General features: G+C 68.3%; 17 protein-coding genes. 9 read left to right on the top strand and 8 right to left on the bottom strand.

Translation table 11 applies throughout. The features are described 5' to 3' along the window. Positions 1–3: 3 nt before the first annotated feature. Together PL79_RS26570 and PL79_RS36265 are read left to right on the top strand one after the other, a co-directional pair. Complete coding sequence (locus PL79_RS26570) at positions 4–999, top strand: hypothetical protein (RefSeq protein WP_044844329.1); 996 nt, start codon at positions 4–6, stop codon at positions 997–999. Between the two features lie 141 nt (positions 1,000–1,140). After that, positions 1,141–2,742, top strand: a complete 1,602-nt coding sequence (locus PL79_RS36265; protein ID WP_193759883.1) for a hypothetical protein — start codon at positions 1,141–1,143, stop codon at positions 2,740–2,742. 169 nt (positions 2,743–2,911) lie between these two features. Here PL79_RS36265 and PL79_RS26560 read toward each other — a convergent pair whose 3' ends face one another. The 3 genes from PL79_RS26560 to acnA are packed head-to-tail and all read right to left on the bottom strand — an operon-like array spanning position 2,912 to position 7,245. Further along, positions 2,912–3,646 carry an ABC transporter substrate-binding protein gene (locus PL79_RS26560; protein ID WP_044844328.1) on the bottom strand — a complete coding sequence of 245 codons (735 nt, stop codon included), beginning with the start codon at positions 3,644–3,646 and terminating at the stop codon, positions 2,912–2,914. 42 nt (positions 3,647–3,688) lie between these two features. Next, a complete protein-coding gene (locus PL79_RS26555) occupies positions 3,689–4,582 on the bottom strand; it encodes a GntR family transcriptional regulator (RefSeq protein WP_044844327.1) in 894 nt (297 codons plus the stop codon). A 38-nt stretch (positions 4,583–4,620) separates the two neighbouring features. Beyond that, positions 4,621–7,245 (bottom strand): aconitate hydratase AcnA, encoded by a 2,625-nt coding sequence (acnA, locus tag PL79_RS26550; protein WP_044844326.1) that lies wholly within the window; start codon positions 7,243–7,245, stop codon positions 4,621–4,623. A 239-nt stretch (positions 7,246–7,484) separates the two neighbouring features. Here acnA and PL79_RS26545 point away from each other — a divergent pair, with 239 nt between their 5' ends. Genes PL79_RS26545 through PL79_RS26535 form a run of 3 tightly spaced genes read left to right on the top strand, consistent with a single transcriptional unit; the run spans position 7,485 to position 11,212 of the window. Next, on the top strand, positions 7,485–8,546 hold the full coding sequence (locus PL79_RS26545) for a lactonase family protein (RefSeq protein ID WP_044844325.1): 1,062 nt from the start codon (positions 7,485–7,487) through the stop codon (positions 8,544–8,546). Between the two features lie 53 nt (positions 8,547–8,599). Further along, on the top strand, positions 8,600–9,925 hold the full coding sequence (locus PL79_RS26540) for an MFS transporter (protein ID WP_044844324.1): 1,326 nt from the start codon (positions 8,600–8,602) through the stop codon (positions 9,923–9,925). Positions 9,926–9,985: 60 nt separating this feature from the next. Beyond that, positions 9,986–11,212, top strand: a complete 1,227-nt coding sequence (locus tag PL79_RS26535) for a porin (protein ID WP_044844323.1) — start codon at positions 9,986–9,988, stop codon at positions 11,210–11,212. A gap of 98 nt (positions 11,213–11,310) precedes the next feature. Here PL79_RS26535 and PL79_RS26530 read toward each other — a convergent pair whose 3' ends face one another. Both PL79_RS26530 and PL79_RS26525 read right to left on the bottom strand, forming a co-directional pair. Next, on the bottom strand, positions 11,311–11,604 hold the full coding sequence (locus tag PL79_RS26530) for an antibiotic biosynthesis monooxygenase family protein (protein ID WP_044844322.1): 294 nt from the start codon (positions 11,602–11,604) through the stop codon (positions 11,311–11,313). Then, positions 11,601–11,846 (bottom strand): hypothetical protein, encoded by a 246-nt coding sequence (locus PL79_RS26525; RefSeq protein ID WP_135801149.1) that lies wholly within the window; start codon positions 11,844–11,846, stop codon positions 11,601–11,603. The genes PL79_RS26530 and PL79_RS26525 overlap by 4 nt, the downstream gene beginning before the upstream one ends. Between PL79_RS26525 and PL79_RS26520 the strand changes: the two genes are divergently transcribed. Both PL79_RS26520 and PL79_RS26515 read left to right on the top strand, forming a co-directional pair. After that, on the top strand, positions 11,845–13,251 hold the full coding sequence (locus PL79_RS26520) for an HD domain-containing phosphohydrolase (RefSeq protein WP_044844321.1): 1,407 nt from the start codon (positions 11,845–11,847) through the stop codon (positions 13,249–13,251). The two genes, PL79_RS26525 and PL79_RS26520, sit on opposite strands and share 2 nt — an antisense overlap. A gap of 81 nt (positions 13,252–13,332) precedes the next feature. Then, positions 13,333–15,105: a histidine kinase gene (locus tag PL79_RS26515; RefSeq protein ID WP_044844320.1), complete on the top strand. Its 1,773-nt coding sequence runs from the start codon at positions 13,333–13,335 to the stop codon at positions 15,103–15,105. A 102-nt stretch (positions 15,106–15,207) separates the two neighbouring features. Here PL79_RS26515 and PL79_RS26510 read toward each other — a convergent pair whose 3' ends face one another. The 3 genes from PL79_RS26510 to PL79_RS26500 all read right to left on the bottom strand — a co-directional run bounded on the left by PL79_RS26510 (position 15,208) and on the right by PL79_RS26500 (position 19,012). Further along, a complete protein-coding gene (locus PL79_RS26510) occupies positions 15,208–16,656 on the bottom strand; it encodes an aldehyde dehydrogenase family protein (RefSeq protein ID WP_044844319.1) in 1,449 nt (482 codons plus the stop codon). Positions 16,657–16,659: 3 nt separating this feature from the next. Next, on the bottom strand, positions 16,660–17,763 hold the full coding sequence (locus PL79_RS26505) for a tartrate dehydrogenase (protein WP_044844318.1): 1,104 nt from the start codon (positions 17,761–17,763) through the stop codon (positions 16,660–16,662). Positions 17,764–18,091: 328 nt separating this feature from the next. Next, the gene (locus PL79_RS26500) at positions 18,092–19,012 is read right to left on the bottom strand and encodes a LysR family transcriptional regulator (protein WP_044844317.1); all 921 of its coding nucleotides are present in this window, start codon (positions 19,010–19,012) and stop codon (positions 18,092–18,094) included. Positions 19,013–19,406: 394 nt separating this feature from the next. On the opposite strand from PL79_RS26500, the gene PL79_RS26495 reads away from it, so the two are divergent. Together PL79_RS26495 and PL79_RS26490 are read left to right on the top strand one after the other, a co-directional pair. Then, complete coding sequence (locus tag PL79_RS26495) at positions 19,407–20,735, top strand: MFS transporter (protein ID WP_044844316.1); 1,329 nt, start codon at positions 19,407–19,409, stop codon at positions 20,733–20,735. A 61-nt stretch (positions 20,736–20,796) separates the two neighbouring features. Next, the gene (locus PL79_RS26490) at positions 20,797–21,699 is read left to right on the top strand and encodes an NAD(P)-dependent oxidoreductase (RefSeq protein WP_044844315.1); all 903 of its coding nucleotides are present in this window, start codon (positions 20,797–20,799) and stop codon (positions 21,697–21,699) included. The last annotated feature ends 4 nt before the right edge of the window (positions 21,700–21,703 follow it).

Genomic DNA, 21,703 nt, shown 5'->3' with positions numbered 1-21,703 from the left:
ATCATGGCGCGCATGCTCATCGTCCCGCCGGCGGATGCCGGGCTCGCGGCGGCCATCCGGTCGGGGGAGCGGCTCGTCGAGCGCGCGACCGCGCACGGCCTCGCGTTCGCGCTCGACGAGCTCGGCGACATCGCGATTCCCGATCCCGTTGCCGCGCGCGTCGACAAGGCGCAGCTGCGGGCGCTCGCGTCGCTCTATCTGGCGGCCGACCTCGAGCCCGCGGGCGTGATCCCTGCGGTCGAGGCGCTCGCCGGACTGTCGGCGAGCGGCGCCGTCGGCGTCGATCTCGGCGGCGCGGAGCCGCTGGTCGCCAACTGGTGGCGTCACCGCGCCGAGAAGCTCGCGGCCGGCGAGCGCGCGGCGTTCTATGCACGGTTGTTCGGCACCGCGTACGGCCCGGCGGCCGCGGATGCCGAGCGCAACGTCCAGTTCGAGGAATGCATGCTCGTGCTTTGCGAGGCGCTCTACAAGCTCGACGAGACGCCCGGTGCCGACCCGGGCGGGGATCCCGGGCGCCAGGCGCGAGTCTGCAACGCCGCGCGCGCGCTCGCGCAGAATCTCGGCGCCGCCTGTACCGGCGTGACCGCGTTCATGGCCGGCGAGATCGTCGGCATGCTCAGGGACGCGTTCGCGATCCTCGGCCATGCCGACCTGCGTCACGGCTTCGCCGCGCGCGACATCTGGGGCGTGGTCGCCGGCATCGGCCGGCTTTCGCGGCAGCCGCCGCGCCAGCCTGCCGCCTATGTCCGGCGCGGCAAGGCCGGGATGACCGTGATCGCATGGCTCGCGGACGTCGCGGATGCGCTGGGCGGCGCATCGCCGCTGCTGCGCACCGACAATCCGGTGATCGCCTCCGCCGCCGACTGGATCGAGGCGACGCTCAGTCTCGGCGAGAAACCCGACGGCCAGGTGTCTTCCGTCCCGGACGACGGCCGCGCCGTGCCGCCGGCCGCGCGCCCGGCCGCGCCGTCGAACCCGTGGGCGGCGCTCGGAAGCTGACATGGAACCGCGTCGCTCAGGCCGTCGCGAGACGGGCGGCAGAACCCGGGTGCCGACGGCGGCGGACGTGCCGTCGCCCGTCTGGCCGTGCTTCACGTGTTGCGGGACGCGGAATGCGCGATGCGCGGCGGAGCCGCCGAGATGACGGCAACCGCCCACCTTGCGCGTTCGGCGGTGCCGCGGCCCGACGTTCGCCACCGTCTCCGTGAACTGCTGTCGGCGCAGCAGGGCTTCGGCGCACTCGATCCGGCCATGCGCCGCGATCTCGCGTCCGGACTGGCACGGATCGGCTCGCTCGCGGTCGATCATGACGAGCTCGCGGCGCGTCCCGGCACCGCGCTGGCCGTCGCGCAGGACGCGGGCTCGGCGTATTCGGGCACCGCCATCGACCGGATGGCCGGCACCACCCGGGCCGTGCTCAACGCGGTGTCGTTCCCGCGCTTCGTGACCGAGCTGATCACGGGCGTCTTCAAGGCGATGAACGATTCGAACCAGCAGCAGCTGACCGCGTTCGTCGACCTGATCCGCAATGTCGCGCAGACCACCGAAGGCTTCGCGGACAGCAACGTCGGTATCGCCGGCGCGCGGCAGTGGCTGGCCGAGCATTTCCCCACCGCCTACGAGGTCACCGGCGACGACGAGGCCGCCGACGACGCCGACGAACTGGCGGGCCTGCCGCCGGACGAGCGCCGCCAGCGCCAGCAGGAACTGCAGGCCGAGCGCGATGCGTCGACCCGGCTGGCGTTGCGCGCGGGCGCGACCCCGCCGGCGGAAGCGGCGCTGCGCACCGCGCTGGGATTGGGGCCGGGCGACGCGGTGACGGCCGCCGATCCCGAGCGCCTGGTGCCGCTCGCCCAGCAGGTGCTGGCCCGCAACCGCCAGCAGTTGCTCGCGACGATGGTGCAGATGGGTTTGCAGCGCATCGTCATCGAGAGCGGGCGGCTCAACGCCGCGATGAATTTCCATATCGACGCGAGCAGCGTCGCCGCCAACGACCGCGGCTCGCAGTTCGACACGCGCAACACGGTGGGCGTGAGCGGGGGCGCGCGCTTCGGGCCGTGGGGCGCGGAGGCCAATGTGCAGAGCACGATCGGCTACGTGTCGACCGACCGGACCCAGACGACCGAGAGTTCGCACGCCGACCTCAACCTGAGCAGCGGCGTCGAACTGGTGTTTCGGACGGATTACGTGCCGTTGAACCGGCTGGCGGGCGTGGGCGACGTCGAACGCATCCGCGTCAACACGATCAATCCGGATGCCGAAGCGGCGCGCTTGTCCGCCGACCGCGCCGCCCAGCGTAGTGCCGAACAGGCCGACATGGCCGCTCGTAGGACCTCGCTGGACGGTGGGCTGCGTGCGCCGCCGGCTGTTGGGGCGGCGGGTTCGGGGGCAGCGGGTTCGGGAGCGGCGGGTTCGGGGGCGGTGGGTTCGGGAGCGGCGGGATCGGGAGCGGCGGGTTCAGGGGCAGTGGGTTCGGGGTCAGCAGGTTCGGGGTCGGCGGCGTCGGGATCAGCGGGCTCAGGACCAGCAGCTTCTGGATCAGCGGCGTCAGGCTCGGCAGGGAGTGCCCGCACGAGCCAACCCGCCTCGTCGCCGCCGAATCCGGCGCCTGCTTCCGCTTCCGCGCCGCAGCCGCCTGCCGGACCGGGCGCCGCGGCGTCCCCGTCGTCCGCGCACCCCGCGACGGCAGCACCTCGATCGCCCGCCGGCGCAACAGCAGCGGGACATCGCGCCGCATCATGAACGCGCGCACGGGCAGCCGTTCGCAAAACGCCGTGCCGCGCCGAATCCCGCCGATGACGACGTTCAGCCGCGCGAGCGAAGTGTCGAGTGCCAGGTGGCGCCGGGTGGTCGACAGGCCGCGCGAACCTGGCACGACGGCGTCGTCGTCGACACTTGACGGGTGTACGACTCAGGCCAGCGGTGCGACCGACGCCCCGACGATGCCATGCCGCCGCAGTGACTCCGCGACGAAGCCCGACGCCTTCATTGCCTCGACGAATTCGCCGAGCACCGCCGCGGCCGCTTCGCCGCGGCTCTTCGGCACGCCCATCGCCTGGCGGATCACCATGAAGCGCTCGCCGAGCAGGCGCAGGCCCGGCGTCTTCGCCGCATCGGCTTCAAGCTGCTGCTTCACGCCGGCCGCGACTTCGAGCTGCTGCTCGACGAAGGTCGGCACGACGGCCGGCGACGTCGGCGCACGCACGATCTGCGCGGCCTTCAGCTCACGCGTGAGGAACAGGTCGTACGCGCTGCCCTTGCCGACCGCCACGCGGTTGTGCGGCTGGTCGACGTCCGCATTGCCGCGGATCGGCGAATCGTCGCGCACGAGATAGAAGCCTTCGATCAGCACGTAGGGCTCGGTGAACGCGACCGTTTCGCCGCGCAGCGGATCGACCGCGAAGAAGCCGAAATCGGCGCGCTCCTCGGTCAGCGCCTGCACCGACTTGCCGGCCGCATCGAACACGACGAGCTCGAGCTCGGCCGACAGTCGCTCGGCGAACGCGCGCGCGAGGTCGATCGACACGCCGAACGGCTCGCCCGTCGCCGGGTCGCGGTTCGCGAGGATCGGGTTGCCGAGATTGATCGACGCGCGCAGCTTGCCGGTCGGCGTGAACGCGGAGAGGACGGAAGGGTCGACGGTCATGAAAGGCTCGCGAGGAATCGGATGCGCCGGCTGCGCCGGCGCTCAGGGTTTGAGAATGGCGCTGATGCGCGACAGCGCATCGAGCGTATGCAACAGGTGTTGACGCAATGCTTCCGACGCTTCTTCGTTGCGCTCGCGCTCGAGCAGTTCGAGCACGTGCAGATGCTGCTTCGCATGTTCGACGTAACGTTCGCGATCCTGCATCGAGCGATACGACAGCAGCCGGCGCACGCGATTCACGCGCCGGATCGTGTCGATGAAGAAGCTGTTGCCCGACGCTTCGACGAGCGATTCGTGGAACCGCACGCCGCGCTCGTGCAACTGATCGGCGGTGTCGGTCTCGATGCCGCCGGCGAGCAGATGCTTTTCGACGTCGCGACACCGCTCCAGCACCTTCGGTTCGAGCCGGTAGCCGGGCTCCAGCAGCGCGGCCGGTTCGAGCGCGAGGCGTAGCCGGTACGATTTCAGCAGGCTGTCCGGCGTCGTCAGCATCGGCGAGAACTGCCAGCCGTAGCCCGGCTTGCGCTCGGCCCAGCCTTCCTGCGCGATGCGGCCGAGCACGGCAGTGAGCTGCGCATTCGTCAGCCCGTAGCGCGTGCGGATCAGCTGCTCGGAAAATTCATCGGGCAGTTCGCCCTTCAGGCGATCGTCCGCGATCCGGAAATACACGCTCGTCACCACGTCCGCCTCGGCGAGCCCGAGTTCGTCGACGACGTCTGACAGCGGCTCGATCACCGGCTTCGCGACGAAGAACCCGCGATTGCGCTCGCGCGTCAGGATGCCTTTTTCGTGCAGCAGCGCGAGCGCCTCGTTGACGGGCGAACGGGACACGCGCAGGCGATCGGCGAGCATCTGCGCGGGCAGGTGCGTGCCTGCGTCGAGTCCTTCCGTCTTGATCAGTTCGACAATCTGGGTCGCAATGGAGCGGTCGATCATGGGATTGAGCATTCGGGGCGCCGCCGGCGGCTTCGGTGTCAAGCCGCCGGTGGCGCGAGGTTCTTCTGCAATATCAGCGGGATCACGCCGCCCGAGCGCAGCAGCTCGCATTCGAGACGGGTCTCGACCGCGGCCGTCGCGGCGACGGGCTCGACGCGCCCGTCGGCACGCACGATCCGCACGGGCACCGCGCAGCGCGGCGTCAGCGCATCGGCCGGCGCGTCGACCTCGAGCTTATCACCTGGCCGGAGGGCGAGCGTGTCGGGATGCGTGCCCGCGGCGAAGCGCAGCGGCAGGATGCCCATCCCGATCAGGTTCGAACGGTGGATGCGCTCGAAGCTGGCCGCCAGCACCGCGCGGATGCCGAGCAGCCGCTGGCCCTTCGCGGCCCAGTCGCGCGACGAACCGGTGCCGTAGCGCTCGCCCGCGACGAGCACGACCGGATCGCCGTCCCGTGCGTAGCGCGCGGCCGCCTCGAAGATCGGCAGCACGGCGCCGCTCGGCACGTGCAGCGTATGCGCGACCGGCATGCCGTCGCGCAGCCGGTTCACGAGCGTGCGGTTGTAGAACGCGGCGCGCACCATCACTTCCCAGTTGCCGCGGCGCGACGCGAACACGTTCAGGTCGTCGCGATCGTCGCCGCGCGAGACCAGGAAATCGGCGACGAAGCTGTCCTTCGGAATCGCGCTCGCGGGCGAGATGTGATCGGTCGTCACGTCGTCGCCGAGCACGAGCAGCGGATACGCGCGGTACGTGCCGAGCTGGCTGCCCTGCGACGCCGCCGCGAACGGCGGCCGGCGCAGCGCGGTCGACGCCGGATCCCACGGGAATCGCGCGCCGTCGGGCGCGTCGAGGTCGTGCCAGGCCGGATTTGCACTCGCATGCGCGAACGCGCGCGGATAGTCGTGCGGATCGGCGGCCGCGGCGGTCAGTTCGTCGACCGCTTCGCGCGTGGGCCACAGATCGTGCAGATATACGGGGCGGCCGTCGGCCGTGTGCTGCAGCGGATCGCGGCTCACGTCGATCTCCGCATCGCCGGCCAGTGCGAACGCGATCACGAGCGGCGGCGACATGATGAAGCCGAGGTCGAGATCCGGGTGGATGCGCCCCGGGAAATTGCGGTTCCCGGACAGCATCGCGACCGGCCGGATCGCCGCGTCGGCGAGCGCCGCGCGGATCGGCGCGGTCAGCGGCCCCGAGTTGCCGATGCAGGTCGTGCAGCCGTATCCGACGATGTCGAAGCCGACCGCCGACAGGTCGTCGACCAGCCCGGCCCGTTCGAGATACGCGGCCGCCGCTGGCGAGCCGGGACCGAGCGACGTCTTCACCCAGGCGGGCACCTTCAGCCCGAGCGCACGCGCGTTGCGCGCGACAAGGCCGGCCGCGATCAGCAGCGCGGGATCGGACGTGTTCGTGCAGCTCGTGATCGCGGCGATCGCGACCGGATGCTTCGGCATCGTCGGATGCGGATGCGCGGGATGGAACCCGAACGGCGCGAGCGCGGCGGCCGTCTGCGCATGATCGAGCAAATCCTGCGGGCGGCGCGGCCCGGCGATGTGCATGCCGATCGTCGCGAGATCGATGTCGATCGTGCGCGTATAGCGCGGAGCGGCCGCCGGGTCGAACCACAGGCCCGCTTGCCGCGTGAACGCTTCGACGAGCCGGACCGCCGCTGCGCTGCGACCGGTCGCGCGCAGGTAGTCGAGCGTGTTGCCGTCCACCGGGAAGAAGCCGGTCGTCGCGCCGTATTCGGGCGCCATGTTGGCGACGACCGCGCGCTCGCCGGCGCGCAGCGTCGCCACGCCCGGCCCGAAGAACTCGACGAACTCCCCCGACACGCCGATCGCGCGCAGCCGCTGCGTGACGGTCAGCGCGAGATCGGTCGCGAGCACGCCCGCGCGCAACGCGCCGGTCAGCCGCACGCCGATCACGTCGGGAATGCGCTGCATCACCGGCATCCCGAACATCACCGTCTGCGCCTCCAGGCCGCCGACGCCCCAGCCGAGCACGCCGATGCCGTTGATCATCGGCGTGTGGCTGTCGGTGCCGATCAGCGTGTCGGGCACGGCCCAGCGCTCGCCGTCTCGCTCGAGCGTCGTGACCACCGTCGCCAGCTGCTCGAGGTTGATCGTATGCATGATCCCCGTGCCGGGCGGATGGATGCGCACGCCCGTCAGCGACTTCGACGCCCAGCGCAGGAACCGGTAGCGCTCGGCGTTGCGGCGCAGTTCGAGCTTCAGGTTCTCGGGCGCCGCGTCCGGCCGCGCGAAGTATTCGACGGCCAGCGAATGGTCGACCGACGAATCGACGGGCAGCACCGGGTTCAGCGACGCCGGGTCCGCGCCCGCTTCGGCCAGTGCGTCGCGCATGCCGGCGATATCGACGAGCGCCGGCGTGCTGGTCGTGTCGTGCATCAGCACGCGGTTCGGCTGGAACGCGATTTCGGCTTCGCTCGTCGCGCGGCGCGTCCAGCCGACGATCGCGTCGACCGCTTGCCGCCGCTCGTCGCCGTCGGTGTTGCGGATCACGTTTTCGAGCAGCAGGCGCAGCACCACGGGCAACGCGCGCAGCGTGGCGCCGAACTGGCCGGGGAGATCGACGAAGCGGTACGTCGCGCCATCGACCGTCAACCGGGCTTGCGAGGGGGAGTTGGTGTTTTCCATGACTGTATTTTTGCACTTTAACAAGTAAAAATGCAATCCTAGTGCTAACCCGACATACCAAAACCAAGGAGACGACCGTGACGAAAACAGGCCACGACCCGGATGGAACAGGACCGGATCCGCTGCGCCGCCGCGTGATCGGGCACACGGCGGCACTCGGCGCGCTCGCGATCCTCGGCGCGGCCACCCGGCCGGTTTTTGCAGACGAATCACCGCAGGCTTTGAAAGGAAGAACACCCATGTTTGCTTACGTCGGATCGCGCACCACGCGCGAACGAAACGCCCGCGGCGACGGGATCAGCGTCTATCGCGTCGACACCGGGACGGGCGCGCTCGAGTTCGTGCAGCTCGTGAAGGATCTGGTGAATCCGTCGTTCCTCGCACTCAGCGCGAACGGCGAATACCTGTACACCGTGCACGGCGACCTCAGCGACATCAGCGCATTCAAGGTCGACCGGGCCACCGGCAAGCTCACGTTCCTGAACCGGCAGAGCACGCAGGGCAAGAACCCCGTGCATCTCGCGATCGACCCGACCGGCCGCTACGTGGTCGTGTCGAATCACATCGGCGCGAGCGTCGCGGTGCTGCCGATTGCGGCGGACGGCGCGCTGCAGGAAGTCACGCAACTCGTCGCGCTCGACGGCCCGATCGGCCCGCACCGCGTCGAGCAGAAGCAGGCGAAGCCGCACTTCAATCCGTTCGACCCGAGCGGGCAATTCGTGATCGTGCCGGACAAGGGCCTCGACCGCGTGTTCACCTTCCGCTTCCGGGACGGGCGGCTCGCGCCGGCCGAGCCGGCGTTCGTCGTCACGCGTGAGACGGCCGGCCCGCGGCACGTCGCGTTTCATCCGAACGGCGCGCTCGCATATGTCGTCAACGAACTCGACTCGACCGTCACGACCTATCGATACACGTCGTCGAACGGCGCGCTGACGCCGGTGCAGATCGTGTCGTCGCTGCCCGATACGTACACCGGCAACAGCCGCGCATCGGAAATCGAAGTCGATCCGGCGGGGCGTTTCGTCTATGCGTCGAATCGCGGCGACGACAGCATCGCCGTGTTCCGCATCGATCCGGCCAGCGGCCATCTCGCGTTCGTCGCGGCCGAGCCGGCTGGCGGCCGCACGCCGCGCTTCATGACGGGCACGCCGGACGGCCGCTTCATGTACGCGCTGAACGAGGACAGCGACAGCATCGTCGCGTTCGCGATCGATGCCGCGACGGGGCGCCTCAAGCCGACCGGCTTTTCGGTCGCGTCGGGCAGCCCGGTCTGCATGGTGTTCTCGGCACATCGCGCGTAATCCTTCCCGCCCCATCAGGAGACAGCCGGCGGCAGGTCCGCCGGCGCACATTCATGAATCAACACACCCCTATCGACGAACGCGCGCTGGTGCGCAAGATCGCGTGGCGCATCATCCCGTTCGTGTTCGTCCTCTACATCGTGTCGTATCTCGACCGCGCGAACATCGGCTACGCGGCATTGCAGATGAACAAGGAACTCGCGCTGTCGAGCGAGGCGTTCGGCTTCGCGTCGGGCATCTTCTTCATCGGCTACTTCCTGTTCGAAGTGCCCAGCAACGTGATGCTCAACAAGTTCGGCGCCCGCGTGTGGATCGCGCGGATCCTCGTGACGTGGGGCGTCGTGTCGGTGGTCTCCGCGTTCGTGCAGGACGCGACGCAGCTCTACGTGCTGCGGTTCCTGCTCGGCGTGGCCGAAGCGGGCTTCTTCCCCGGCATCATCGTGTACCTGACCTACTGGTTCCGCGCGAAGGAGCTCGCGACAACCGTCGCGCTGTTCACGGCCGCGATTCCGGTGTCGTACATCATCGGCGCGCCGCTGTCGACGTGGATCATGGATCACGTCCACTGGTTCCAGTGGAGCGGCTGGCGCTGGATGCTGGTGCTCGAAGGCGCGCCCGCGCTGATCGGCGGCGTCCTGTGCTTCCTGTACCTGACCGACCGCCCCGGCGACGCGAAGTGGCTCACGCCGGCCGAGCGCGCGTGGCTGCTGAACGAGCTCGACAACGACCGCAAGGCGCGGCCGCTTGCGCAGCACCTGAGCTCGCTGAAGACGATGACGAACCCGAAGGTGCTGTACCTGTCGTTCATCTACTTCGTGTACCAGTGCGGCAGCCTCGGCGTCGGCTACTGGATGCCGCAGATCATCAAGGGTTTCGCGTCGACGCTCACGCATACCGAGATCGGACTCATCGCGACGGTGCCGTACGTGGTCGCGACGATCGCGATGGTGATGTGGTCGCGCCGCTCGGACCGGCGCCGCGAGCGGCGCCTGCATTCGGCGATCCCGCTGGCGGTGGCCGCCGCGGCGCTGCTCGGCGCGGGGCTGTCGACGAACCCGTACGTGTCGATCGCGATGATCTGCGTGAGCCTCGCCGGGCTCTATGCGTTCAAGTCGCCGTTCTGGGCGCTGCCGACGCTGTTCCTCAGCCGCTCGACGGCGGCCGTGTCGATCGCGGTGATCAACTCGATCGGCAACCTCGGCGGTTTCGTCGGGCCGTTCATGATCGGCTTCGTCAAGGGCGCGGGGCAGAGCGCGACGCCGGGGCTGCTGTTTCTCGCGGCGCTGCTCGTCGTGTCGTTCCTGATGACGTTCTTCATTCGGGTTCACGAAGAACCGGCCACCGACACACCGTCGGATGTGGTGAACCAGACCCATTGAAACGATGACGCGCATTCCGGCGGCGAGCCAGGGCATATAACAAATGAAGGAGATCGATTGATGAAGAAGCTTTCAGTTTGCTTGGTTATACTGAATTCAGTGCCGGCGATCGCACTGGCGCAAAGCAGCGTGACGCTGTACGGGATCGTCGACAGCGGCATCAATTACACCAGCAACGTGCAGACGGCGCGGACGGCGGCTGGCCCGGTCGGCAGCCGTCAGATCGCGATGATCGAAGGCGGGTCGGCCGGCCTGCAGGGGAGCCGCTGGGGGCTCAAGGGCAGCGAGGATCTCGGCGGCGGTCTCAAGGCGCTGTTCGTGCTGGAGAGCGGTTTCTACAGCAACAACGGCGTGCTGAACCAGGGCGGCGCGATGTTCGGCCGGCAGGCGTATGTCGGCTTGAGCCATCCGGTCGGCACGGTCACGCTCGGGCGCCAGTACGATCCCGTCGTCGACTTTTACGGGCCGTTTCTCGCTGCGCCGCAGTGGGGCGGCTACATGACCTCGCATCCGGGCGACCTCGACAATGCATTGAACACGCGGCGCATCAACAATTCGATCAAGTTTCGCAGCGCAAGCTATCGCGGGCTGACGGTCGAAGCGTTGATGAATCTCGGCGGCACGGCCGGATCGTTCTCGACCAACTGGATCTGGGGCGCCGGCGCGTCGTATGCGGCGGGGCCGTTTTCGATCGGTGCGGGCTACCTGAACGTCCGGAACCCGAACACGTCGTTCTTCGGCGCGAATCCGAATGCCGGCCCGGCGACGAGCAACAACCTCGGCAGCGCAGGCAGCGCGACCGCGCCGGAGAGCAATCCCGTGTTCGCCGGCTATGCGTCCGCGAACCGGCTCCAAATCGCCGGCGTGGGCGCCGGTGTGACGCTGGCCGCACTCAGCGTCAATCTCGCGTATTCGAATACGCGCTTCGCGGGGCTGGGCTCTGCGTCGGGGCCGAATGCGCTGCGCTACGCGGGCACCGCGGCGTTCAACAACGTCGAGATCAACGCGAAATATCAGTTCACGCCGTCGCTGCTGGCCGGTGTCGCCTACGACTACACGAGGAACGGCGGTGCCGGCGGCAAGGGCGGCGCGAACTACCACCTGTTCAGCGCGGGTGTCGATTATTTCCTGTCGAAGCGCACGGACGTTTATACGGTGGCCGTGTTCGAGAAGGCGAGCGGGACGGATTCGCTCGGACAGCCGGCGGTTGCGCAGATCACCGGGTTGACGCCGTCCGCGACCGACAGGCAGGTTTCATTGCGGATCGGGTTGCGTCACCGGTTCTGAACGGAGCGGCGACTGGAGCGGCGCGTGCAGGCCCGGGTTGCGGCAGCGCGCGGGTGACACGGGTCGGGCGTTTGCCCGACCCGTTTTGACGGTGGCGCTTACTTCACCGCAACTTCCGTATGCACGACTTGCGGCGGGCTCTTGAAGAACGGGCCCGCCAGCTGCCGCCACGCCTGGAAGTCGTCCGACTGCCGGAAATGCACCATGTGGTCGTCGACGCTGTCCCACTTGACGACGAGCAGGTAGCCGCCGCTGCGCTCGATCACGCGATGCAGCTCGGCGCCGCCGCAGCCGCGCGCGCGGGCGAACAGCGGGAGGGCCTGGCGAACCGCCGCCTCGAATGGCTCGGCCTGCGACGGATCGATTTCGAGCGATGCCATTTCCAGAATCATGAATGCTCCTGTGGGGTGAACGAGGCGAACGGATCGCGATGCGACGGGGCGCTGCGATCGACGCGTCCCGCAACGATACCGGAAGTCGGCATCACGCGTTCCGGATGACCGGCTCGCGAGCTGCCGGTCGTGCGTCGCGTGCCGCTTCGGTTGATACGAATCAGCGTTTTCCCCAATACGGAATACGCGGCACGCGCCGATGTCACAGAGGTAGTGAAGATAAACAATCCGAGGCCTGCCATGACGACATCCGCGACAAACGGAACGAACGTTACACCACCCGAATCGATCGCCGACGCCGCATCCGACACCCCCGCCGCCGCCCCATCGATCCTGCTGGTCGACGACGAGCCGAGCGTGCTGTCCGCGCTGCGGCGCGTGCTGCGGCCTGCGCGCTACCAGATCCTGACCGCCGAAAGCGGCGAAGCCGCGCTCGAGATCCTCGCGTCGACCGAAGTCGACCTGATCGTGTCCGACATGCGCATGCCGACCATGAGCGGCGCGGCGTTTCTCGCCCGCGCCCGCGCGCTGTATCCGGACACGATGCGCATCCTGCTGACCGGCTACTCCGATATCGCATCGATCGTGGCGGCCGTCAACGAAGGCGGCGTGTATCGCTACCTGAACAAGCCGTGGGACGATCACGACCTGCTGATGACTCTCGAGCAGGCGCTCGAGCAGCGGCGCCTGCGCGGCGAAGCCGCGCGGCTGGCCGCGCTGACCGAAGCGCAGAACGAAGCGCTGCGCCGCTTCAACACGGAACTCGAAACGCAGGTGCGCGCGCGCACCGAGGAGCTCGGGCAAACCGTGCTGTTTCTCGAAGCCGCACAGCACGACCTGAAAAGCAGTTTCACCGCGATGGTCCAGGTGTGCGCGAGCATGATCGAGATGCGCTGCGGATCGGCGAGCGGCCATGCGATGCGCGTGGGCGAAATCGCGCGCCGTCTCGCGTTGTCGGCCGGGATGAGCAGCCTGCACGCGCAGGACGTGTATTACGCGGGACTGCTGCACGGCATCGGCAAGCTGTCGCTGCCCGACGAACTGCTGCACAAGCCGCTCGTCAAGATGACGACGGACGAGCACAGCCTGTTCCAGCAGCATCCGCTGCGCGCGCAGATGGTGCTCACGCCGGTCGCGCAATTGCACAAGGTTGCGTCGATCGTGCTGCACCAGTACGAGCGCTTCAACGGCCGCGGCACGCCCGACGGCCTGGCGGGCGACGCGATCCCGCTCGGCTCGCGGATCGTCGCGATCGCGCGCGATTTCGAGGGGTTGCGAAACGGCGAGATCGGCTCGCCGCATTCGGTCGAACAGGCGATCGACGTGCTGCATTCGCAGGCCGGCGTGCGTTACGACCCGCTGCTCGTCGCGCGCTTCATCGAGCTGGTGCGGGATCCGGCGAGCCTGCGCATCGCGGCGTCCGTCGCGGAGATCCGGTCCGAACAACTGCGCGAAGGGATGCAGCTCGCCGACGATCTGCGCACGCATCGCGGCGTGCTGCTGATGACGAAGGGCAGCGTGATGTCGGCGCACCAGATCGAGCTCGTGCGGCGCTTCGAAGCACGCGAGGGAACGTCGTTCGACATTCTCGTGCAGACCGGCGCGGCCGCGTCGACGCAGGCGAGCGCCGCCGCGCCGCCCGCGTGACGCTGCACGGAGCCGCTCCGCCGCGGCGGGCGCGCGACCGCGCGCCGCGGCACCGCGTTCATTTCGACCGGGACGCCGATCATGCATGGCACCTATAACCTGCTGCTGGTCCTGCTGTCGCTCGTCATCGCGACGCTGGCCTCCTATACGGCACTCGACCTGGCCGCGTTCATTTCGCTGCTCGACAACCCGCGGCTCAAGCGCGCGTGGCTGGCCGGCGGCGCGGCCGCGATGGGCACCGGAATCTGGTCGATGCATTTCGTCGGGATGCTGGCGCTGTCGCTGCCGATTCCGCTCGGTTATGCGCTGCCGGATACCGGCGCGTCGCTCGCGATCGCGGTGCTCGTGTCGTATTTCGCGCTGAACGTCGTCACGCGTGCGCGGCTGAGCCGCCGGCACCTGCTCGCGGGCGGCGCGCTGATGGGCGCCGGGATCGTCGGGATGCATTACACGGGCATGGCCGCGATGCGCATGGCGCCGGGCATCCGCTACGAGCCCGCGCTGTTCGCGGCATCGATCGGCGTGGCCGTGATCGCGTCGACCGCCGCGCTCTGGATGGCGCAGGCGTTGCGCGCGCAACAGGCGCGCCATGCGACCGCGCAACGCATCGGCGCCGCGCTGATCATGGGCATCGCGATCACGGGCATGCACTACACGGCGATGGCGGCCGCGCATTTCGCACCGGATGCGCGCTGCGGTGCCGCGAACGGCATCGATGCGCCGTGGCTCGCGACGACCATCGCACTGTTCACGACGGCGACGCTGATCGTCACGCTGCTCGTCTGCCGCTTCGATGCGCGAACAACCTTTCTGCGCGGCATGACGGACACGCTCGAACGGCTGGTGCGATTGCGCACCGCCGAACTCGAAACGGCGTTGCGGCGCTACGAGCAGACGACGGCGATGCTGCAACGCACGCGCGAGAACATGGCGAGCGAGATCGACGAGCGCCGCGCGGCGCAGAGTCGGCTCGAACAGGAGAAGGACGAACAGCGGCGCCTGCTGCGCGCGCTCGAGGAAACCCACGTGCAGTTGCTTCAATCGGAAAAACTCGCATCGATCGGCCAGCTCGCGGCCGGCGTCGCGCACGAGATCAACAATCCGATCGGCTTCATCAGCGCGAACCTCAATACGCTGAGGACATGGGTGCGCAGCCTGCTCGACGTGATCGCCGCGCACGAAGCCGCGCTGCCGCAGCTGGAACCCGCGGCGCGCGACGCGCTGACGGCGCTGCGCGGCGCGGCCGACCTGGACTACGTGCGCGACGAGATCGTGACGCTGATCGACGAATCGATCGACGGCGCGGTGCGGGTGCGGCGCATCGTGCAGGACTTGCGCGATTTCTCGCGGCCGGGCAGCGGCGAGTGGAGCGTGGCCGATATCCATGCGGGCCTCGAAAGCACGCTCAACGTCGTCCACAACGAACTCAAGTACAAGGCCGACATCGTGCGCGAGTACGGCGACCTGCCGCTGGTCGAATGTCTTCCATCGCAGCTGAACCAGGTGTTCATGAACCTGCTCGTCAACGCGGCGCATGCGATGCCGACGCGCGGCGTGATCACGATCCGCACGTCGAGCGACGGCGAGCAGGTGTCGATCGCGATCAGCGATACCGGAACCGGCATGACGCCCGATATCGTCCGGCGGATCTTCGATCCGTTCTTCACGACGAAGCCGGTCGGGCAGGGAACGGGGCTCGGGTTGTCGGTGTCGCACGGGATCGTCGAGCGTCATCGCGGCACAATCGACGTGACGAGCGAGCCGGGGCGCGGCACGACGTTCCGCGTTCGACTGCCGATCCGGCGCGCGCAGGGCCACGCGGGCGCGGCGGCGGCAGTCGGGCAACGCGTGTGAGCACGACGTGCGGGGGCGTCGTCGCGACCGCGTGCGCCGCCGCCTTTGCAGGCCGGTGCGGAACATCGCGGCCGCGTCGCGCCGCGCCGCGCGTTGCGGCGGTCAATCGTGCTTGATCGCGATGGTCTTGAGGGCGGTGAAGCCGAGCAATGCTTCAAAGCCCTTCTCGCGGCCGTATCCGCTGGCCTTCACGCCGCCGAACGGCAGTTCCACCCCGCCGCCGGCGCCATAGTTGTTGATGAACACCTGGCCGGCCTGCAACTTGCGCGCGAGCCGCAACCCGCGTGCGCCGTCCCGGGTCCACACGCCCGCGACGAGCCCGTACTGCGTGCCGTTCGCGAGCGCGACGGCCTCGGCTTCGTCGTCGAACGGCATGGCCGCGAGCACGGGGCCGAATACCTCTTCCTGCGCGAGTTGGCTGTCGGGCGGGACGTCGCGGAACAGGACCGCTTCCTGGTAGTAGCCGGCACGCGATGCGCCGGCCGCGATCGTGCCGCGCGCCGCCACGCGAATGCCGTCGGCTTCCGCGTGCGCGACGATGGACCGAACCCGCGCATGCTGCTTCGCGTTGACGAGCGGCCCCATCTCGAGGTTCATCGACGGCGGCCCCGAACGCAGCGACGCAAACTGCTCGCCGAGACGATCCAGCACACGTTCGTAGATGCTGCGCTGGACGAGCAGGCGGCTGCCGGCCGAGCAGGTCTGGCCGGCATTCTGCACGATCGCGTTGACGATCACGGGCAGCGCCTGCTCGAGGTCGGCATCCTCGAACAGCAGTTGAGGCGACTTGCCGCCCAGCTCGAGTACCGCGGGGCAGTGGCGTTCGGCGGCGGCGCGGCCGACCAGCGCGCCGGTTCCGCTCGATCCGGTAAACGAGATGTGGCGAATGCCGGCATGGGCCGACAGGGCCGCGCCCGCTTCGGCGCCCAGTCCCGTGACGACGTTGACGGTGCCGGCCGGCAGCCCGGCTTCGGCCGCGATCTCCGCCAGGCGGAGGATCGACAGGCTCGCGTCCTCCGCCGGCTTGACCACGCACGCGTTGCCGGCGGCGAGCGACGCGCCGACGCTGCGGCCGTAGATCTGCATCGGGTAGTTCCACGGAATGATGTGCCCCGTCACGCCGATGGGCTCGCGCACCGTCAATACCGTGAACCCCGCGGTGTACGGCAGGGTGTCGCCATGCAGCTTGTCCACGCATCCGGCGTAGTACTGCAGATAGCGGGCCAGCACGGCGGCATCGGTGCGGGCCGTATTGAGCGCCTTGCCGGTGTCGCGTGCCTCGAGTTGTGCGAGTTCGTCCCCGTGCTTCAGGACGGCCGCGGCGTACGCGAACAGCAGGTTGCTGCGCTCGACCGGCGACAGCCTGGCCCACGGACCGTCGAGGGTCTCGCCCATCGCCCGTTGGGCAGCGGCAACGGCCTGCTGCACGTCCGTCGCGTCGCCGCGCGCGATCGTCGCGAACGGTTCGCCGGTGCTCGGATCGATGACGTCGAGGTATGCGCCGCTGTTCGGCGCGACACGGGTATTGTCGATGTAGTGTCCGGATTGCATGTCTCATTCCTCGATCGATGCGGGATTGGCGATGGTTTCGGCTATCGCGGCGCCCAGTTCCACGGTGGTCGCCGTGCCGCCCATGTCGGGGGTACGCGGGCCGGAAACGAGAACGGCTTCGATCGCGGTGACGATTTCGGCGGCCGCCGCCTCGTAGCGCGCGTCGCCGCGGCCGAGGTGCTGGAGCAGCAGCGCGGCCGACCAGATCTGCCCGATCGGATTGGCGATGCCGCGGCCGGCGATGTCGGGCGCCGAGCCATGCACCGGCTCGAACAGCGACGGAAACCGGCGCTCCGGATTCAGGTTGGCCGACGGCGCGATGCCGATCGTGCCGGTGCAGGCGGGCCCCAGGTCGGAGAGGATGTCGCCGAACAGGTTCGAGGCGACCACGACGTCGAAGCGATCCGGGTTCTGGACGAAGTGCGCGCAGAGAATGTCGATGTGATATTTGCGCGTTTCGATGTCCGGGAAGTGCGCGGCCATTTCGGCGAGGCGCTCGTCCCAGAACGGCATGGTGATCGAGATGCCGTTGGATTTCGTCGCGGCCGTCAACTGCTTGCGCGGGCGCGAGCGGGCGAGCTCGAACGCGAACTTCAGCACCCGGTCGACGCCGACGCGCGAGAACACCGACTCCTGCACGGCGATCTCGCGCTCGGTGCCGGCGAACATCCGGCCACCCACCGACGAATACTCGCCTTCGGTGTTCTCCCGGACGACGATGAAGTCGATGTCGCCGGGGTGGCGTCCGGCGAGCGGGGCGGGCACGCCCGGCATCAGGCGGACCGGGCGCAGGTTGACGTACTGGTCGAACTCGCGCCGGATCCTGATCAGCGATTCCCACACGGCGACGTGGTCCTGCACGATATCCGGCGCGCCGACCGCACCGAAGAAGATCGCGTCGTGCGTGCCGATCTGCCGCGCCCAGTCGGCCGGCATCATCGTGCCGTGGCGAACGTAGTGATCGGTGCACCAGTCGCCGAACTCGTCGAATGCCAACGGAATGTCGAAGCGATGCGCGGCCGCGCGCAGCACGCGCATGCCTTCGGGCATCACCTCCTTGCCGATGCCGTCACCGGCGATGACGGCGATGCGATGTGGGTTCTTCATGTGCGGGAAGCCTCCGTGACGAAGATGGCGCGCCGCAGGGAAGGGGCATGCAGGAGGCAGACGGGCACGAGCCCGGCAGCACGCGCGGAACGGCGACCCGGCCGCACGCGTGGCGCGATGCGTCGTACGCGACGCGCCACCCGATCGGAGCGAATGGCGCCGGTGCGTCTCCTGCGTCTCTTCCGTTGCGGTAACGGGCGGACGGTTGAATCTGTCCGCTGAATCTACCGTGTCGCAAACGCAGGAAGGAAGTGCGGATTCGTGAACGGGACCTTCGAAAATCTGCAAGATGCCGGCGCACCGGGCGCACCCGGTGCGTGCGGCGGCGTCAGTCGTTCGACGGCTCGGCACCACCCGCGACGAGCGACGCCGGCGCGAAGGACGCCAGGAACTCGAACAGCTTGCGCGTCGGCTGCGGCACGGCCCCCGTGCGGATGCCGACCGACATGACCCGGTTCGCCCACGGATCGTTGAGGCGGATGAAGCGCAGGCGCATGGGTTCGCGAAAGAGCGCGACGGCGCGCTCCGGCAGGATGCCGATGCCCTGTCCCGCGGCAATCAGCCGGCACATGGCTTCGAAGCTCTGCACCTGGACGCGGAAGCGGACCGCCTTCCCGAGCAGCGCGGCTTCCCTGACGAGCGAACGCGTGAGCTCCGAGCGGTCGTCCAGCGCGACCAGGTCGTGCTCGAGCAACGCGCTGAAGTCGATCGAGTCGCCGGTCAGGCTGTAGTCTTCGGGCACGACCACGCTCGCCCGGTCCATGCAGTAGGGCGCGAGGTGAATCCCTTCGGTCGCGGTCCGGGACGTGACGATCCCGACGTCTGCCCGGCCTTCACGCAGCGCCTGCAGGATGTCGGCGCTTCTCAGCTCGCTGATCTGCAGCTTGATGTCGCGGTAGCGCTGCGAGAATTCGCGCAATTGATCGGGAAGGTCCTGGCTGATCGCCGAGATGTTCGCAAAGACCCGGACCCGGCCGATGGAGCCTTTCGTGTAGTCGGACAGCTCGCTGTAGATCGCATCCGTGCGCAGCAACAGGTCGGTCGCATGACGCAACAGCGCCTCGCCGGCGGGGGTGGGCTCCACGCCGGCCACCGTGCGGTTCAGGAGCACCACGCGAAAGTGATGCTCGAGCAGCGCGATCCGGCGGCTGGCGGTGGACAGTGACATGTGAGACTGCTGTGCGGCGCGGGACAGGCTGCCCAGCTCGGATGCACGGACGAACAGGGCGAGTGACGTGAGATCGAACAAGCGCGGACTCCCATTGAAGCTGGGGGAAGTATGTCACTCCTCCAGGCCCGCCACGGCATCCGGCGCTTTGGGGCTAACCCTGACCGGCAGCCGATGCTGCGCCGCACACCGCGATGCGCGTGTCATGCCGGAACGAAAACGTCGGGCGCGCCGGCGGCGGCTAGAATGCTGCGTTTCGATGCTTGTGCATCGCACCGTGCCGCGGCCGGGCGACGCGTGCATTCGAGATATTCGAAGTGCCGCTTGAAGGATTTCGCATATCGGCCGAATCCGGCAGCCGGTAGATTCGAACGGTCCCCACTCGCACCCATCCATTTCAACAGCAGCGCACGCGCCGCGAGGCGAGCATGCAGCGCCGGCGAGCGGGGCCAGCCATGAACATTCGGAGACAAACGTGGAAATCGACGCGACCTGCAATCCGGGCGGCATCGCTGCACCGGCATCGGTTCACAGCCCGGCGCACGAGGACCGGCTGTTTCGTCGGCTGGCGCTGCAAATCCTGCCGATCCTGATGTTCGCCTATGTCACTTCGTACATCGACCGCGTCAACGTGAGCTTCGCGAAACTGCAGATGAGCCAGCATCTGGGTTTCTCCGACGCCGTGTTCGGCTTCGGTGCCGGGATCTTCTTTCTCGGCTACGTGATCTTCGAGGTGCCCGGCAACATGCTGCTGGTGCGGGTCGGGCCGCGGCGCTGGATCACGCGGATCGTCGTGTCCTGGGGCATCGTGTCGGGGCTGACCGCTTTCGTCGCCACGCCGCTGCAGTTCTATGTGATGCGTTTCCTGCTCGGCGTCGCCGAGGCCGGCTTCATCCCGGCCATCGTCCTTTACATGACCCGCTCGTTCCCGCGCCATCGCCGCGCGCGAATCCTGTCGCTGTTCTATGCCGCCCTTGCGCTGGCCGGATTGATCGGATCGCCGCTGACCGGTTTCATCCTTCAGTATTTCGACGGCGCGTTGCAGATTCCGGGCTGGAAGTGGATCTTCATTCTCGAGTCGCTGCCGGCATTCGTGGCCGCCCTTTACGTGTGGAACGGGCTCGACGACGACGTGACGCTCAGCGACCGCTATTCCCAGGCAGACCGCGCGATCCTGGCACGCGTGCTGTCGGACGACCGTGCGGCGACCGCGGCGGCGAGTCACACGGGCCTCTTCTCGAACTGGCTGGTCTGGGCGTTCTGCGTGATCTACTTTCTCGATGTCTTCGCCATTTACGGTTACACGTTCTGGGCGCCCACGATGATCAAGCAGATGGGCATCGGAAGCGACTTCGTCATCGGCCTGCTGGCCGCGCTGCCCAATGCCGTGGCCGTGCTCGTGATGGTGCTGTTCGGCCGCAGCGCGGACCGTCGCGGCCACCGGCGCCTGCACGTTGCGGCGCTCCTCCTGATGGGCGCAACCGGGCTCGCGCTGTCGGTCATCTGGCGCGACCACCTGTGGCTCGGCATGTTCGCGCTCTGCATCGCGAACGCCGGACTCATCTCGTTTCCGCCGCTGTTCTGGAGCATGCCCACCACCGCACTCGGTACCGCATCGGTGTCGATGGGCATCGCCGTGATCAGTTCGTTCGGCAACCTCGGCGGCTTCTTCGGACCCTATGCGGTCGGCTATCTGAAGCAGGTGTCGGGCGGTCTTGCCGCGCCGCTGTTCCTGATGGTCGGCTGCCTGTTGCTCGGCCTGATGCTCACGATGGTCTTGCCGGCACGCCTGGTCGATCGATAAGGGCTGTCCATTTTGCCGCGGCCGCTGCGCCGCGGTGCCATTCCTTTTTGACGGAAATTACATGAAACAGCAGATTGGCCTGATCGGCGTCGGCTTGATGGGGCACGGCATCGCGCGCAACGTGCTGAAACACGGTTATCCGCTCACGGTCGTCGAGCATCCCGGCAACCAGCCGCTCGACGAGCTGCTGCGCGGCGGCGTACGGACCGTGAGGACGGCGCGCGAGCTGGCGCTGGAAGCGGACATCGTGATCCTCTGCGTGACGGGTTCGCCGGAGGTGGAGGCGGTCCTCACCGGTGAGCAGGGCGTGTTGGCCGGGTTGAAGGACAACGCGATCGTCATCGATTGCTCGACTGCCGTGCCGGATTCGACCGTCAGGATGGCGCGGCTCGTCGAAGCAGCCGGCGGCCGGCTCGTCGACGCGCCGATGACGCGCGGCGCGAAGGAAGCGCACGAGGGGCGGCTCAATCTGCTGGTCGGCGCGACGCCCGAGTTGTTCGCCGAGGTGCGTCCGGTGCTCGCGTGTTTCGCGGAAAACATCACGCGCGTCGGCGATCTCGGTGCCGGTCACAGCATGAAGCTGCTGCACAACTATGTGTCGCTCGGGACCATTGCATTGCTGTCGGAAGCCGTCGCCTGTGCGAAGCGATCGGGCGTGGACACGGCGGTGCTCGCCGACGTGCTCGCAAACGGCGGTGGCGGCGGGGCGGCATTGAACCGACTGCTGCCGTTCCTGCAGACCGGCGACACGTCGAGCCTGCCGTTTCATATGGCGAACGCGTTCAAGGATCTGTCCTACTACTCGGCGATGGCGGAGGGCGTCGACGCGGCACATGCCATTGCGAGCGCGGTCACGGACACCTACCGGGACGCCGTTGCCAGCGCCGGTGCGCATTGTCCGGTTCTCAAATTGTCCGACGTGCTCGCGGCGACGGACGCGCGCAAGGAGGGCGGCGCGCGGTAGCGCG

This window comes from Burkholderia sp. USMB20, assembly GCF_000949135.2.
Lineage (GTDB): Bacteria > Pseudomonadota > Gammaproteobacteria > Burkholderiales > Burkholderiaceae > Burkholderia.
Note: the sequence above shows the minus strand (reverse complement) of the source record. Positions and strands in the feature narration are given on the sequence as shown.

Bases quoted from the DNA above. Each gene is read 5' to 3' on its own strand.
- PL79_RS26530 (WP_044844322.1), bottom strand. From the start codon at position 11,604: ATGATTCTGGAAATGGCATCGCTCGAAATCGATCCGTCGCAGGCCGAG.
- PL79_RS26490 (WP_044844315.1), top strand. From the start codon at position 20,797: ATGAAACAGCAGATTGGCCTGATCGGCGTCGGCTTGATGGGGCACGGC.
- PL79_RS26525 (WP_135801149.1), bottom strand. From the start codon at position 11,846: ATGGCAGGCCTCGGATTGTTTATCTTCACTACCTCTGTGACATCGGCG.
- acnA (WP_044844326.1), bottom strand. From the start codon at position 7,245: ATGGAAAACACCAACTCCCCCTCGCAAGCCCGGTTGACGGTCGATGGC.
- PL79_RS26560 (WP_044844328.1), bottom strand. From the start codon at position 3,646: ATGACCGTCGACCCTTCCGTCCTCTCCGCGTTCACGCCGACCGGCAAG.
- PL79_RS36265 (WP_193759883.1), top strand. From the start codon at position 1,141: ATGACGGCAACCGCCCACCTTGCGCGTTCGGCGGTGCCGCGGCCCGAC.
- PL79_RS26520 (WP_044844321.1), top strand. From the start codon at position 11,845: ATGACGACATCCGCGACAAACGGAACGAACGTTACACCACCCGAATCG.
- PL79_RS26535 (WP_044844323.1), top strand. From the start codon at position 9,986: ATGAAGAAGCTTTCAGTTTGCTTGGTTATACTGAATTCAGTGCCGGCG.
- PL79_RS26515 (WP_044844320.1), top strand. From the start codon at position 13,333: ATGCATGGCACCTATAACCTGCTGCTGGTCCTGCTGTCGCTCGTCATC.
- PL79_RS26505 (WP_044844318.1), bottom strand. From the start codon at position 17,763: ATGAAGAACCCACATCGCATCGCCGTCATCGCCGGTGACGGCATCGGC.
- PL79_RS26510 (WP_044844319.1), bottom strand. From the start codon at position 16,656: ATGCAATCCGGACACTACATCGACAATACCCGTGTCGCGCCGAACAGC.
- PL79_RS26570 (WP_044844329.1), top strand. From the start codon at position 4: ATGGCGCGCATGCTCATCGTCCCGCCGGCGGATGCCGGGCTCGCGGCG.
- PL79_RS26555 (WP_044844327.1), bottom strand. From the start codon at position 4,582: ATGATCGACCGCTCCATTGCGACCCAGATTGTCGAACTGATCAAGACG.
- PL79_RS26545 (WP_044844325.1), top strand. From the start codon at position 7,485: ATGTTTGCTTACGTCGGATCGCGCACCACGCGCGAACGAAACGCCCGC.
- PL79_RS26540 (WP_044844324.1), top strand. From the start codon at position 8,600: ATGAATCAACACACCCCTATCGACGAACGCGCGCTGGTGCGCAAGATC.